Here is a 14,446-nt window from a genome sequence, read left to right as displayed (position 1 = left end):
AGCGGCAGCTTGATCAGCAACGCCGACATGGCGTGCACTTTAAGGACTGGTTGCACGGGGTGCAAGCAGCGGGTGTGCGCGGGTTTTCGGGGGTCACGCGTAGCGGTTGCCGCGTAGCGCGACGGCGGCGCCCAGGGCGGTCAGCGCGGCTGCCGCCCAGGCGGTGATCAGGGTGGAGCTGCCAGGGGCTCCGGCGATGATCGGGCCGATGACCGAGCCGGAGAGGGTGGCTGCGGCTTCTGCCATGAGGAGGACCGCGGTGACCCTGCCCAGGAGGGTGGTGGGGGTGGCGCGTTGGAGGGCGGTTTGGGCGGAGGTCAGGGCCAGGACGCCCGCTATGCCGATGAGGGTCGCGGCGAGGAGGGCCGGGGTGAGGGTGGGGGCGGAGAAGAGGAGCACGAAACCGATCGCGATGCCGAGGAGGGCGGCGGAGAGGAGGAGGTGGGCCGCGAAGCGGTCCATGAGGGGGGTGACGGCGGGGGCGCCCAGGAGGGAGCCGGCTCCTAGGGCGGACATGACCAGGCCGGCTTGGAGCTCCCCGCCCAGTTCGATGACGGCGAAGGGGACTACCAGGGCGCTGAGGGCGGCGTTCCCGGCGAAGAAGAGGGTCAGGGAGAGGACCAGGGCGCGGGGTGCGGGGTTGTCGCGGAGGAAGACGGCGCCTGCGGAGAGTTGGGTGCGGGTGGGGGTGACGCGGGGGTGGCGGGTGGTTCGGGCGATGAGGGCCGCGGAGATGAGGTAGCTGATGGCGTCTGCGGCGATGAGGGTGTGGTAGCCGGCGGTGAAGAGGAGGGCTGCGCCTAGGGGTGGGCCCAGGAGGCGCATGGCGCCGTCGGTCAGGGCGGTGAGGGAGTTCGCGGCGGCGAGGGTGGGGCCGGTGCCGGTGATGGTGGGGATGTGGGCCTGGGCTGCGGGGCGGAACAGGACGGTGCCTGCGCTTTCCACGGCCATCACGGGGTAGACCAGCCAGAACTCGTCGGAGAGGAGGAGGACGGCGATCGCTGCGGCTCGGAGGAGGTCTGAGGCGACCATGACGTGTCTGCGGTCCAGGCGGTCGGCCAAGGAGCCTGCCAGTGGGCCGAGGAGGACTGGCGGGAGGTACTGGGCGGCTACCACCAGGCCGGTGGCGGTGGTCGAGCCGGTTTGCGCGAAGACGTGCGCGGGGATGGCTACCACTACGAGCCAGGCGCCGAAGGAGCTGACGGCTCGGGAGAGCCAGAGGAGGCGCAGGTCCCGGTTGGCCAGCACGGCGAACGTCCGGATCACCGGTTGATCGTGGCGGTGGGGGTGCGGGGTGGGGTACCGCGACTTGGTGGGGGTGGGGGTGGGGGTGGGGGTGGGGGTGAGGTTGAGTGGGTGGGTGGGCTATAAGACACAAGCCAAGATCAAGAGCTTAAGGGCACGCCTCGCCGGCGGGGCAGACCTCCAAAAAAGAGGGGACACGAGCTCTGCCGGACGGTGATCGTTGGTCCTGTGGTCCCGTTTACCACTGCGGTGGTCCGGGTCCCTCTTCTCCGTTTGGCCTCCTTTCAGGCAAGCACAGGCGTCAAGACGCCGTTTGACTCGGGCGGTCTTCCGGGCGGTGCGGCGGCATCTTGACACCTGCGCTCGGGCTTCGCCAGGCCAAACGGAGAAGAGGGACGCGGGAATGGGGCTGCGTGGGCTCGCTGCGCTCGCCCCGCAGCCCGCGAAGCGATCAGCCCACGAGTGCGGTCGGCCCGCGAGGCGGTTGGGCTGCTAGGCGGTTGGGCTGCTAGGCGGTTGGGCTGCTAGGCAGTCAGCGCTCGTCGGCCGTCGGCCGTCGGCCGTCGGCCGTCGGTCGTCGGCCGTTGCTCGTCTGCCGTCTGCCGTCGGTCGTCGGCTTAGGTGGTGGTTGGGGGGAACCAGGTGTTGACGGTGGTGTTGCGGAACTTGCCTTCCGGGTCGGTGCGCTCCAGTAGGGCTGCGAAGTCCGTCCAGTGGGGGTAGCGGGAGGCCAGGGTGGTGCGGTTCAGGGTGAAGACCTTGCCCCAGTGGGGCCTTGGGGTGAACGGCTCCAGTGCTTGCTCGATCTTGGTCGCCACGGCTGCGACCGCCTCCGCCTCCTGTCGCCAGGTGAAGTGGAAGGCGACGCTGGGGCGGTTGTGGACGGGGCTGAGCCATTGCGCGTCTGCGTTTACGGTGCGCACCTCGGAGGTGAGCAGGATCGGGGCGAAGTCGGTCGACAGGGTGGCCAGGGCGCGTAGGGCGGGGGCTGCGTGTTCCCTTGCCACGAAGAACTCCGACTGGAGTTCCGTGCCGACGCTTGGGGTGAAGGCGGCTCGGAAGTGTGGGAGGCGTTCGTGCCAGGGGCCTGGGTCGCCGAGCTGGGCCGTGCAGTGGTGGGCGGGTTGGCCTGGGACTGGGTGTCGGGGGGCGGTGGCCTCGTGGCCGCCGGTCCAGGAGAGATCTGCGGGTGGGGCGTCCAGGCGGCGCTTCACCCAGACCTCGGCGGTGCCCCGGTACTGGGTGAAGGAGCTGACGCTGTAGGCGGAGCCGTGCACGGTGTCGAAGTGGTCGGTCAGGGCGGACCACGGGACGTCCTGGTAGACGCGTTGTTCGACGTCGAACGCGGGTTCCACGTCGATCTCCATCGTGACGATGACGCCGAGCGCGCCCAGGGCTACGACGGAACCGTCGAAGTCCGGGTCGCCGCGTTCGAGTCTGCGCAGGTCGCCGTCGGGGCCGACCAGTTCGATGGCGCTCACCACGCTGGCCAGGGACGCCACGCCGTCGCCTGAGCCGTGGGTGGCGGTGACGCAGGTGCCCGCCAGGGTGATGTGCGGCAGTGAGGGCAGGGTGGGCAGGGCGAAGCCGTGGGCGTGCAGGAGGTCTGCCAGCCGTGCCAGCCTGATGCCCGCGGAAACCCTCGCGCTGGAGCCGGTCAGCTCGAAGTGCTCCGGCATCCGCTCCAGGGTGATCAGGGTGCCGGTGGTGTCGGCGATCGGGCTGAAGGAGTGGCCGGTGCCCACGACGTGGACCGCGCGCGAGCGCGCCACCACCTCCTGGACCTGCTCGACCGTCTCGGGAACGCTGACCTCCTCAGCGGAGAACGTCAGGTTCTTGGCCCAGTTCGTGCGCGTCATCGTGCCTCCCGAGCGGACTTTAGCCCGGTTGGGGGACGCATCGGAACGCCCGTCCCGCAGGGGAGCGGGACGGGCGCGTCACAGCCGGTGGGCCTGGGTCACTTCCTGCGGGCCTGGGTCACTTCCTGCGGGCCTGGGTCACTCCTTGACGGAGAAGGCCGCGTCGAAGGCCGCCGCGGGCGGGTCGAACAGGTGCTTGCGGATGTAGGTCACGGCTTCCTCCGCGCCGCGCAGGCGGTCCATGCCCGCGTCCTCCCACTCCACCGAGATCGGGCCGCTGTAGCCGATCGCGTTGAGCGCGCGGAAGCACTCCTCCCACGGCACGTCGCCGTGGCCGGTGGACACGAAGTCCCAGCCGCGCCTGGGGTCGGCCCAGGCCAGGTGCGAGCCGAGGCGGCCGTTGCGGCCGTCGAAGCGCTTCTTCGTGTCCTTGCAGTCCACGTGGTAGATCCGGTCGGCGAAGTCCAGGATGAAGCCGACCGGGTCCAGGTCCTGCCACACGAAGTGCGACGGGTCCCAGTTGATGCCGAACGCGGGGCGGTTGCCCAGGGCGTCCAGGGCGCGCTTGGTGGTCCAGTAGTCGTAGGCGATCTCGGACGGGTGAACCTCGTGCGCGAACCGCACGCCCACCTCGTCGAAGACGTCCAGGATCGGGTTCCAGCGGTCGGCGAAGTCCTGGTAGCCGTCGTCGATGACCGCCTGCGACACCGGCGGGAACATCGCCACGTACTTCCAGATCTTCGACCCGGTGAACCCGACGACCGTGTCCACGCCCAGCTTCGCGGCGGCGCGGGCGGCGTCGGCCATGTGCGCGGCGGCGCGCCGGCGCACGCCCTCGGGGTCGCCGTCGCCCCACACCGAGGCCGGGATGATCGCCTTGTGGCGCTCGTCGATCGGGTCGTCGCAGATGGCCTGCCCGACCAGGTGGTTGGAGATGGCCCAGACCTTCAGCCCGTGCTTCTCCAGCACCGCCAGCTTGGCCGGGACGTAGTCGTCGTCGGCGAGCGCCTTGTCGACCTCGAAGTGGTCGCCGGAGCAGGCGATCTCCAGGCCGTCGTACCCCCAGCTCGACGCCAGGCGGCAGACCTCCTCGAAGGGCAGGTCGGCCCACTGGCCGGTGAACAGCGTGACGGGTCGGCTCATCGTGGTGTTCCGTTCCGTTCTGTCGGCGTTGTCAGACGGCTTGCTGGAGGCGGTCAGATCGAGGTCCAGGCGGACCCGGAGCCGGCGCTGGTCTGCACGGCGTCGAGGACCCGCTGCACGCGCAGCCCGTCCGCGAAGCTGGGGTGCGGGTCGACGCCGGTCCCGATGGCGGAGAGCAGGTCGGCGACCTCGTGCGTGAAGGTGTGCTCGTACCCGAGCAGGTGCCCCGGCGGCCACCACCCCTCCAGGTAGGGGTGACCGGGCTCGGTGACCAGGACCCGCCGGAACCCGGAGTCGGGCCCCGCGTCGGTGAAGACGGACAGCTCGTTCATCGACTCGAAGTCGAACGCGAGACTCCCCTTGGACCCGTTGACCTCGATCCGCATGGCGTTCTTGCGCCCGAGCGCGTACCGAGTGGCCTCGAACGTCCCCACGGCCCCGTTGTCGAACCGCGCGAGGAACAACGCCGCGTCGTCAACCGTGACCCGATCCCGCCCCCCACGCTCGTCCGGCCGCTCCCCCACGAACGTCTCGGTGAGCGCGGAAACCCCGGTGACCAGCCCCCCGGTCACGAACTGCGCAGCGTCCACGATGTGCGCCCCAAGGTCCCCCAGCGCCCCAGACCCCGCAGTCTCCTTCCGCAACCGCCAGGTCATGGGCGACTCGGCGTCGGACAGCCAGTCCTGGAGGTACACGGCCCGAACGTGCCGAACCTCCCCGATCTCCCCGTCAGCGACCAGCTTGCGCGCCAACGCAAGCGCCGGAACCCGCCGGTAGTTGAAGGCCACCATCGCCTTGACACCGCGCGCGGCGGCCCGCTCAGCAGCGGCAACCATCCGCTCGGCTTCCTCGACGCTGTTGGCCAACGGCTTCTCGCACAACACGTGCTTGCCGGCCTCAAGCGCAGCGATGGCGATGTCCGCATGACTGTCCCCAGGCGTGCAGACATCAACAATCCCGATGTCCTCCCGCGCGACAAGCGCCCGCCAGTCAGTCTCAACCTCACGCCACCCGTACTTGTCAGCAGAAGCACGAGTGCGAGCAGCATCCCGACCGCACAGCACGGCCAGGTCAGGCACAAGCGGCACGTCAAAGAAGTGCCCCACAGTCCGCCACGCCTGAGAGTGCACCGCCCCCATGAACGCGTGCCCAACCAACCCAACGCCGATCCGCTCACCCGATCGCGTCATCGCCACCTCTCACCCAGCCCAAACCAGCCCAAACCAGCCCGATACAGCCCAACCCAGCACAACCCGGAAGGGGCCAACTCACACGACCGCCACCCCAACCCCAACCCCAGATTGGGCCAGATGCCGCAGGAAGCTCCCCCAACTTTTGCTGATTCTCGACAAAAGTCCCCCAAAGCGCAACGCCCAGCCAGCAACGAGAGCCGACCGACGAGCGCTGACCGCTTCGCGGGCTGCGGGGCGAGCGCAGCGAGCCCACGCAGCCCCATTCCCGCGTCCCTCTTCTCCGTTTGGCCTGGCGAAGCCCGAGCACGCTTGTCAAGATGCCGCCGCACTGCCACGGCAGACCGCCCGAGTCATACGGCGTCTTGACGAGCGTGCTTGCCTGAAAGGAGGCCAAACGGAGAAGAGGGACCCCGCCCACCGCAGTGGTAAACGGGACCACAGGACCAACGGTCACCGGCCGACAGAGCCCGTGTCCCTCTTTTTTGGAGGTCTGCCCCGCCGGCGAGGCGTGCCCTTCAGCTCTTGATCTTGACTTGTAGCTCTTGGCGTGTGGCGTGTGGCGCGCACTCCCCCGCCCGGCTACCCCTCACACCGCAAAAACCCGCTCAGTCGCGGTCCAAGCCGCCCCAACCACCCCGGCCTCATCCCCCAACTCCGACAGCACGATCGGCAGGTTCCCCGTCGCCAACGGCAACGACCGCCGATGCACCACCCCCCTCACCTCCGCCAACAACGAATGCCCAAGCCCCGAAACCCCACCCCCGATGACCACCATCCCCGGGTTCAAGAAGCTCACCAACGACGCCACGACCTGCCCCAACCTCCTCCCCCCGTCCCGCACCAACCCGGCAGCCGCGTAATCCCCAGCCGACGCCGCAACCCCCACATCCCGAGCCGTCAACCCCCCACGCTCGGCCAACCCGGCCGCCAGCAACGGCGACCTCCCGCTCCGCGCCAACCCCACCGCGTCCCGAGCCAGCGCGGCCCCGCTGAACCAGGCCTCCAAGCACCCGGTCCCCCCACAGGCGCACACCGGCCCGTCCTCCTCCAACCGGATGTGCCCGATGTCCCCCGCAGCCCCCGCAACCCCCCGGTACACCCGCCCCCCGAGCACGATCCCGCACCCCACCCCCGTCCCCACCTTCACGAACAGCAAGTCCTCCAACGACCGCGCCACCCCAGCGTGCCGCTCCCCGAGCGCCATCGCGTTCACGTCGTTGTCCACCGCGACCGGACACCCCCACCGCGCCGCCAGCTCATCCCGAACCGGATACCGGTCCCACCCCGGCATGATCGGCGGCGCCACCGGCACCCCGTCCCGGAAGCTCACCGGTCCCGGCAGCCCGACCCCCGCCGCGACCACCCTCCCCGGCGCCAGCTCCCGAACCCTGGCCGCCAGCCGCACCACCCGCTCCAGCACCACCACGGGCCCGTCACGCACGTCACTCTCCTCAGTGACCCGCGCCAACACCTCGCACCGCCCGTCCGCAACCGCCACCGTCACCGACGTGGCCCCCACCGCCACCGCCAGCACCCGCAACTCGGCGGCCAGCCGCACCAGCACCGACCGCCGCCCACCCCGACTCGCCGCAGGCCCGCCCTCCTCGACCAGCCCCACCTCCCCCAACCTCCCCAGCTCAGCCGACAGCGCCGCCCTGGGCACTCCCAACCGCTCCCCCAGCGCGACCCTCGACAGCGGCCCCTCGTCGCGCAGCAGCGCGAGCAGCCGGGACCGGTTGACCGGTGTAGGAGCCATGACCTGCGATTCCCCCGTTCAGAGCCCCCCACCTCCACTGGTGGACCGGGCGTGGTGTTTGACTCGTGCCAACGGGGGTACCCCGTCGCCTTGTCGGGCGATTTTCCCGGAGGACTTGCGAGTGCGGATCGTGGAGCTTCGCGGTGAGCGGATCGACGTCGTCCTGCACGGCGACGACCCGCCGCTGGCGCGGATGCGGAAGTGGACCTCGGCGACGCTCGCCGGGCTGGGAGTGGCGGACGCCGTCGACACCCAGCTCGTCGGCAACGCCCTCCTCAGCAACGCGTTCAGACACGCGGTGGCCCCCCGCCACTTCCGCCTCCGCCTGGTCCGTGACGTGATCAGGGTCGAGGTGGAGGACGCCAGCCCGCAACTGCTGCCCGTGCTGAGCCGCTTCGAACCGCTCCAGCCGAGCGGACGCGGCCTGCTGCTGGTGAACCGGCTGGCGACCCTGTGGGGCGTGGTGCAGGGCCCGACCAGCAAGACCGTCTGGGCCGAGGTCGCCGTGAACCGACCGGGCGCCTGACCCACCGGGACCCGCCTCACCCGCTAGGGTCCACGCCCGTGACCGACCCGCGCTCGGAGGCCACCCGCGCCTCGTACGACACCGTCGCCGAGTCCTACCAGCGACTGGTCAGCACCGCCCTGCCCCGGATGCCCTTCGACCGCGCCGTCCTCGCCGCGTTCGCCGAGCTGGTCGACGGCCCGGTCCTTGAGGTGGGCTGCGGGACGGGCCTGATCACCGCGCACCTGGCCGGTCTGGGCGTCGACGTCTCCGGGGTCGACCTGTCCCCCGGCATGGTCGAGGTGGCCCGCCACGAGCACCCCGACCTGCGGTTCGAGGTCGGCACGATGCGCGAGCTGGCCGTGCCGGACGACGCCCTGGGCGGGGTCGTGGCCTGGTACTCGACCGTGCACGCGCCGACCTCCGAGCTGCCCGCCGTGTTCACCGAACTCGCGCGGGTCCTGAAGCCCGGCGGGCACCTGATGACCGCCTTCAAGGAGGGCGACCGGGTCACCCCGCTGACCCACGCGTACGGGCACGACGTGGACCTCGAGGTGCACTGGCACCCCGTCGACTCGGTCGCCGACGCGATCGCCGCAGCGGGCCTCACCGAGGTCGCACGGCTGGTCAGGGCCCCGCACGGCGCCGAGAAGGGCCCGCAGGCCTGCCTGATCGCCAGGAAGCCCTAGCCCACCCTCCCCCGCACTCCTCCCGCACTCCTCCCGAAGCCCTCCCGCACTCCCCCACTCCACCCTCCCCCACCCCCTCCTGCGTGTTCCCGCTGGATGGGGCCGTTCGCTGGTCCTCCCCGCGGTTCCGGGGCGTACTCTGATCCGCGCGTGCGCTGGGGGAAGCCGGTCGAATGCCGGCGCTGACCCGCAACGGTAGGGCGTCCCGAGGACGTCGAGCCCGAACACCCGGCGGACGTGGACAAGCCACGCCACCCGTCGAGGACTGCGGGTCGGGCCCTTCGGGTTACCCGCGCCTCGCCACTGAAAGAGGCGCCACATGCGTCATGGCCGTGCCGCGGCGGGCATCGCCGCGCTGATCGTCACCGGGCTCCTGGCCCCCGCGCTGCCCGCGCAGGCCGAGCCGACCACCTCCCCCGGCGGGGCGGCGGGCGGCTGGTTGTCCAGGCAGCTCGTCGGCGGCGACCACCTGGAGACCACCTTCGACGGGGTCGCCTACCCCGACCACGGTCTGACGGCGGACGCGGTGCTCGCGTTCGCGGCGGCCGGGGTCGGGCGGGACAGCGGGGCCAGGGCCACCGCGTGGCTGGCGAAGCCGGAGAACCTGCCGCAGTACCTCGGCGACGGGACCACCGAGTCGTACGCGGGCGCGCACGCCAAGGTCGCGCTGCTCGCCCAGGTCCAGGGCGTCGACCCGGCCGCGTTCGGCGGGGTCGACCTGATCACCCGGCTGCTCGCGCGGCAGGCCCCGTCCGGCCGGTTCAGCGACCAGTCGCAGTTCGGCGACTTCAGCAACGGCATCACCCAGTCCCTGGCCGTGATCGCGCTGGAGCGCCACGGCTCCGCGCCGCAGGCGGCGGTGGACTACCTGGTGGGCCAGGCGTGCGCGGGCGGCGGGTTCCCGCAGAAGCTGGAGCAGGCCACCTGCGAGCCGGACGTGGACACCACCGGGTACGCGGTGCAGGCGCTGCTCGCGGCGGGCAAGTCCACCGAGGCCGGGAAGGCCCTGGACTGGCTGACTTCCGCGCAGGACGCGAACGGCGGTTTCGCGGACCTCAGCCCGGCCCCGAAGCCGAACGCGAACAGCACCGGCCTGGCCGCGCAGGCGCTGCGCGTGGGCGGTCGCGCGGCGGCGGCCGACAAGGCGGTGGCGTTCCTGACCGGCCTCCAGGTGGCCTGCTCCGGCGTCGAGGCGAACCGGGGCGCGATCGCGTACGACTCCACCGGTTTCGACGCGTCCACCGCGACGCGCGCGACGGCGCAGGCCGTGCTGGGCGTCGCGGGCGTCGGCCTGACCACGCTCAAGACCTCCGACAACGCGGACGCGCCGACCCTGAAGTGCGACGCGCAGCCCCCGACGACCACCACCGGCCCGACCACCACCACGACCACCTCGACCACCGCGCCGACCACCACCTCCAACGCCTCCACGCCCGCCGCGACCGCGCCGACCACCACCACGTCCCCGGCGGCCGTGGTGGTGACCGGGAGGCAGACGGTGGCGCTGGCGAACACGGGCGCGAACATCGCGCCGGTGCTGGCGATCGGCGCGCTGATGCTGGTGTCGGGCGCGCTGGCGCTGGTGGTGTCGCGCAGGCGCACCCGGTGACCGGGGCGGCGGCACGGCGCTCGCCCCGTCGGCTCGACGCCGGCCTGGCCGCGGCGCTGGCCCTGCTGTGGACCGCGCTGGTCCCGACGCCCGCGTCGGCCGCCGCGTGCGACGGCGTGACCGTGGTGGTCGACTTCGGCGCGCTGGGCGGTGTCCGCACCGGCTGCGCGCCGGGCGACCCGACCAGCGGGATCGCCGCGCTGAACTCCGCCGGTTTCCCGCACGCCTACGTGCCCCGCCAACCGGGCCTGGTCTGCCAGATCTCCGCGCTGCCCACCCCGTGCAACGGCGCTCCCGCGTCGGCCTACTGGTCGTACTGGCACGCCCCGGCGGGCGGCTCCTGGACCTACAGCTCCTCGGGCGCGGGCTCCTACAACCCGGCTCCGGGCAGCGTGGAGGGCTGGTCGTTCGGCGCGGGCAGCCCACCCGCGCTCGCCCCACCCGCACCCCCGGCCCCGCAGCCGCAGCCGCAACCCCAGCCCCAGCCCCAGCCCCAGCCCCAGCAACCGGCCCCACCACAGCCGCAGCTCCCCCAACCCGCGCCCCCCACCGCGCAACCGGGCTCCCAGGGCGGCACCAACGCCGCACCCCCCGCACCCGGCACCCCGGCGCCCGGCGCCCCCGCCTCGGAGTCCTCCGCACCGGCCGGCTCCGAGAGCGCCATCCCCTCCGAGAGCGCAGCCCCCTCGGAGAGCCCCACTCCCCCACCCACCTCCCCGACGGACGCCCCACCCACCCCGGTCCCCGCCGCGCAGGCCACCGACACCCCCACCGGTGGCACCGCGGGCTGGCCGGCCGGGGTGCTCCTGATCGCCGCGCTGGCCGGTCTGGGCGCGTGGACCGCCCGCCGCCGAGCAACCACGTGACCAGCCACGTGACCAACCGCGTGACCAGCCACGTGACCAGCCGTGTGACCAACCGCGTGACCAGCCACGTGACCAGCCGCGTGACCAGCCGCCGCACCTCCGGAGCCCCCGGAGCCGCCGGGTGACCGCTCCACCCCGCCGCCTGCACCCCGGCGCGTGGTGGCTGTGGGCGCTGGCCCTGGCCGCCGCCGCGACCCGCGCCACCAACCCCCTCCTCCTCACCACCCTCCTGGCCACCGCCGGGGTCGTGGTCGCCGGGTGCGCGCGGCGCGACACCGGCCCGTCCGCGTACGGCGCGTTCCTCAAGTTCGGCCTGGTCGTCCTGGCCATCCGGGTCCTGTTCCACGTGCTGCTCGGCGGCGTCCAGGGCCCGACCGTGCTGCTCGCGCTCCCCGAGGTCCCCCTCCCCGCCTGGGCGCAGGGCGTCCGCCTCGGCGGCCCGGTCACCGCCGAGGGCCTGGTGCTGGCGCTGTGCCAGGGCCTCCAGCTCGCGGTGCTGCTGGCCTGCGTGGGCGCGGCGAACGCGCTCGCCGACCCGAAGCGCCTGCTCCGCTCGCTCCCCGCAGCCCTGTACGAGGTGAGCGTGGCCGTCGTGGTGGCGCTGACCGTGGCCCCGCAGCTGGTGGCGAGCGCGCGCTCGGTGCGCCGGGCGCGGTTGCTGCGCGGTGACGCCCCGCGCGGCAGGCGGGTGGTGCGCTCGCTGCTCGTCCCGGTGCTGGAGGAGGCGTTCGAGCGGTCGCTGGTGCTGGCGGCGGCGATGGACTCGCGCGGGTACGGCAGGCAGGCCGGGCTCTCGCGCCGGGAGCGGCTGGTGACCGGCGCGCTCGTGCTGGGCGGGCTGGTCGGCCTGTGCGTGGGCGCGTACGGGCTGCTCGGCGCGGACACCCCGGTCCCGCTCGGCGCGGGCGCGCTCGCGGTCGGCGTCGCGCTGGCCTCGGGCGGGCTGGCGCTGGGGTCGCGCCGGGTCCGCCGCACCCGCTACCGGCCGGACCGCTGGCGCGCCCGCGAGCTGCTCGTGACCGGATCGGGGCTGGTCGCGGCGGTGTGCGCGTTCGCCGGTCCTGCCAAGGCCCTGGCCGTGCAGGTGACCCCGCTGTCCGCCCCGGTGCTGCCGCTGCTGCCCGTCGCGGGCGCGCTGGTCGCCCTGCTGCCGCTGGTGGTGGCGCCCGCGCCGCCGGAACGGAGGTCGTCGTGATCCGCTTCGAGCAGGTGTCGATCACCTACCCGGACGCGCCCGCGCCCGTCCTGTCCGACGTGGACCTGGTGGTGCCGGAGGGCGAGCTGTGCCTGGTCGTGGGCCGGACCGGGTCGGGCAAGTCGACGCTGCTGCGCGCCGCGAACGGCCTGGTCCCGCACTTCAGCGGCGGCGAGCTGACCGGCCGGGTGCTGGTGGCGGGCCGGGACACCCGCGACCACCCGCCGCGCGAGCTGGCGGACGTGGTCGGCCTGGTGGCGCAGGACCCGTGGTCGGGGTTCGTGACCGACTCGGTGGAGGAGGAGCTGGCCTACTCGATGGAGTCGCTGGCCCTGCCGAACCCGGTGATGCGCAAGCGCGTCGAGGAGACCCTGGACCTGCTGGGCCTGGCCGACCTGCGCGACCGCCCGCTGTCGGCGCTGTCCGGCGGGCAGCAGCAGCGGGTGGCGATCGGGGCGGCGCTGACCGCGCACCCGAGCGCGCTGGTGCTGGACGAGCCGACGTCGGCGCTGGACCCCGGCGCGGCCGAGGACGTGCTGGCGGCGCTGCTGCGGCTGGTGCACGACCTGGGCATGACGGTGCTGGTCGCCGAGCACCGGCTGGAGCGGGTGGCGCAGTACGCGGACCGGGTGGTGCTGGTGCGGGACGGCCGGGTGAGCGCGGGCCCGCCCGCCGAGGTGCTGGCCGGGTCGGCGGTCGCGCCGCCGGTGGTGCGGCTGGGCGCGCTGGCCGGGTGGTCGCCGGTCCCGGTGTCGGTGCGCGACGCCCGGCGGGCCGCGGGTGGGCTGCGCGAGCGGCTGGCCGGGGTGGCGCCGCCCGAGGACGCGCCGGTGGGCGGTCCGCCCGTCCTGCGCGCCGAGGGCGTCCGGGTCGGGTATCCGGGGGTGGACGCGGTGCGCGGGGTGGACCTGGCGGTCCGCGCGGGTGAGCGGGTGGCGCTGATGGGTCGCAACGGGTCGGGCAAGTCGAGCCTGCTGTGGGCGGTGCAGGGCAGCGGGAGCCGGGCGGCGGGGAAGGTGCTGGTGCTCGGCGCGGACGGCGAGGCCGACCCTGCGGACCTGAAGCCCGGAGCGCGCCGGGAGCTGGTCGGGCTGGTGCCGCAGCAGCCCGCCGACCTGCTGTACCTGCACGACGTGGCCGCCGAGTGCGCCCAGGCGGACCACGAGTCGGGCCGCGGGCCGGGGACGTGCCGCGCGCTGCTGGACGGCCTGGCGCCTGGCGTGCCCGCCGGGGCGCACCCGCGCGACCTGTCGGAGGGGCAGCGCCTGGCGCTGGTGCTGGCGATCGCGCTGACCGCCGAGCCGCGCGCGGTGCTGCTGGACGAGCCGACCAGGGGCCTGGACGTGACGGCGAAGCGGCGGCTGGTCGAGGTGCTGCGCGGGCTGTCGGGGCGCGGGGCGGCAGTGTTGCTGGCGACGCACGACGTGGAGTTCGCGGCCGAGTGCGCGACCAGGGTGGTGGTGCTGGCGGGCGGCGAGGTGGTGGCGGACGGCCCGACGCCGGAGGTGGTGACCTCGTCCCCGGTGTTCGCGCCGCAGGTGTCGAAGGTCCTCGCGCCCGGCCGGTGGCTCACGGTGGAGCAGGTCGAGGGGGCGCTGCGGTGAGCGCTGCGGTGAGCAGGACGCCGGTCCGGATCGGCCCGAGGGCAGCCGCGTCGCTGCTGGTGGCGGGCGCGATCAGCCTGATCGCGTTCGGCTGGCCGCTGCTCGTGGAACCGGGCGCCGGGATCGCGCGCTCGACGGACGCGCCATGGCTGTTCGCCCTGCTGCTGCCGCTGGTGATCGCGGTGGTGCTGGCCGAGCTGAGCGAGGGCGGCCTGGACTCGAAGGCGGTCGCCGTGCTGGGCGTGCTGTCCGCGCTGGGCGCGGCGGTGCGACCGCTGGGGGCGGGCACGGCGGGCGTGGAGACGGTGTTCTTCCTGCTGGTGCTGGGCGGGCGGGTGTTCGGCCCCGGTTTCGGCTTCGTGCTGGGCAGCACGACCCTGTTCGCGTCGGCGCTGCTGACCGGCGGGGTGGGGCCGTGGCTGCCGTACCAGATGATCGGCGCGGCCTGGGTGGGCCTCGGCGCGGGGCTGCTGCCGCGCTGCCGGGGGTGGCGGGAGCTGCTGGTGCTGTCCGCGTACGGGGCGGTGGCCGGGCTCGGGTACGGGCTGCTGCTGAACCTGTCGTTCTGGCCGTTCGCGCTGGGCGCGCACAGCGACCTGTCGTTCCAGCCGGGCGAGCCGGTGTGGTCGAACCTGACCAGGCTGGCGCTGTTCAGCCTGGCCACGTCGCTGGGCTGGGACGTGGGGCGGGCGATCACCACGGCCCTGCTCGTGGCGACCACCGGCCCGGTGCTGCTGCGCACGATGCGCAGGGCGGCCCGCAGAGCCGCGTTCACCCGCTGA

General features: G+C 73.4%; 12 protein-coding genes and 1 riboswitch. Of the genes, 7 read left to right on the top strand and 5 right to left on the bottom strand.

Annotated features, from left to right (window positions below; genetic code table 11):
* Positions 1 to 93: 93 nt before the first annotated feature.
* The 5 genes from AMIR_RS11540 to AMIR_RS11520 all read right to left on the bottom strand — a co-directional run bounded on the left by AMIR_RS11540 (position 94) and on the right by AMIR_RS11520 (position 7,196).
* The gene (locus AMIR_RS11540) at positions 94 to 1,266 is read right to left on the bottom strand and encodes an MFS transporter (RefSeq protein ID WP_015801131.1); all 1,173 of its coding nucleotides are present in this window, start codon (positions 1,264 to 1,266) and stop codon (positions 94 to 96) included.
* Positions 1,267 to 1,862: 596 nt separating this feature from the next.
* Positions 1,863 to 3,104 (bottom strand): D-arabinono-1,4-lactone oxidase, encoded by a 1,242-nt coding sequence (locus AMIR_RS11535; RefSeq protein ID WP_015801130.1) that lies wholly within the window; start codon positions 3,102 to 3,104, stop codon positions 1,863 to 1,865.
* Between the two features lie 138 nt (positions 3,105 to 3,242).
* Positions 3,243 to 4,247, bottom strand: a complete 1,005-nt coding sequence (locus AMIR_RS11530; RefSeq protein WP_015801129.1) for a sugar phosphate isomerase/epimerase family protein — start codon at positions 4,245 to 4,247, stop codon at positions 3,243 to 3,245.
* A 53-nt stretch (positions 4,248 to 4,300) separates the two neighbouring features.
* Positions 4,301 to 5,437 carry a Gfo/Idh/MocA family protein gene (locus AMIR_RS11525; RefSeq protein ID WP_015801128.1) on the bottom strand — a complete coding sequence of 379 codons (1,137 nt, stop codon included), beginning with the start codon at positions 5,435 to 5,437 and terminating at the stop codon, positions 4,301 to 4,303.
* A 589-nt stretch (positions 5,438 to 6,026) separates the two neighbouring features.
* The gene (locus AMIR_RS11520) at positions 6,027 to 7,196 is read right to left on the bottom strand and encodes an ROK family transcriptional regulator (RefSeq protein ID WP_015801127.1); all 1,170 of its coding nucleotides are present in this window, start codon (positions 7,194 to 7,196) and stop codon (positions 6,027 to 6,029) included.
* Positions 7,197 to 7,317: 121 nt separating this feature from the next.
* Here AMIR_RS11520 and AMIR_RS11515 point away from each other — a divergent pair, with 121 nt between their 5' ends.
* The 7 genes from AMIR_RS11515 (at position 7,318) to AMIR_RS11485 (ending at position 14,446) form a co-directional block, all read left to right on the top strand.
* The gene (locus AMIR_RS11515) at positions 7,318 to 7,722 is read left to right on the top strand and encodes an ATP-binding protein (RefSeq protein ID WP_015801126.1); all 405 of its coding nucleotides are present in this window, start codon (positions 7,318 to 7,320) and stop codon (positions 7,720 to 7,722) included.
* A 38-nt stretch (positions 7,723 to 7,760) separates the two neighbouring features.
* Positions 7,761 to 8,390, top strand: coding sequence for a class I SAM-dependent DNA methyltransferase (locus AMIR_RS11510; protein WP_015801125.1), 630 nt, complete (start codon positions 7,761 to 7,763; stop codon positions 8,388 to 8,390).
* A 123-nt stretch (positions 8,391 to 8,513) separates the two neighbouring features.
* Positions 8,514 to 8,640: riboswitch (cobalamin riboswitch) on the top strand.
* 69 nt (positions 8,641 to 8,709) lie between these two features.
* The gene (locus AMIR_RS11505) at positions 8,710 to 9,999 is read left to right on the top strand and encodes a prenyltransferase/squalene oxidase repeat-containing protein (protein ID WP_015801124.1); all 1,290 of its coding nucleotides are present in this window, start codon (positions 8,710 to 8,712) and stop codon (positions 9,997 to 9,999) included.
* Complete coding sequence (locus AMIR_RS11500) at positions 9,996 to 10,865, top strand: hypothetical protein (protein ID WP_015801123.1); 870 nt, start codon at positions 9,996 to 9,998, stop codon at positions 10,863 to 10,865. Before AMIR_RS11505 ends, AMIR_RS11500 begins: the two co-directional genes overlap by 4 nt.
* Positions 10,866 to 10,986: 121 nt before the next feature.
* Positions 10,987 to 12,060: a CbiQ family ECF transporter T component gene (locus AMIR_RS11495; protein ID WP_015801121.1), complete on the top strand. Its 1,074-nt coding sequence runs from the start codon at positions 10,987 to 10,989 to the stop codon at positions 12,058 to 12,060.
* On the top strand, positions 12,057 to 13,664 hold the full coding sequence (locus tag AMIR_RS11490) for an ABC transporter ATP-binding protein (RefSeq protein WP_015801120.1): 1,608 nt from the start codon (positions 12,057 to 12,059) through the stop codon (positions 13,662 to 13,664). Before AMIR_RS11495 ends, AMIR_RS11490 begins: the two co-directional genes overlap by 4 nt.
* Positions 13,661 to 14,446: an ECF transporter S component gene (locus AMIR_RS11485; protein ID WP_015801119.1), complete on the top strand. Its 786-nt coding sequence runs from the start codon at positions 13,661 to 13,663 to the stop codon at positions 14,444 to 14,446. Before AMIR_RS11490 ends, AMIR_RS11485 begins: the two co-directional genes overlap by 4 nt.

This window comes from Actinosynnema mirum DSM 43827, assembly GCF_000023245.1.
Lineage (GTDB): Bacteria > Actinomycetota > Actinomycetes > Mycobacteriales > Pseudonocardiaceae > Actinosynnema > Actinosynnema mirum.
Note: the sequence above shows the minus strand (reverse complement) of the source record. Positions and strands in the feature narration are given on the sequence as shown.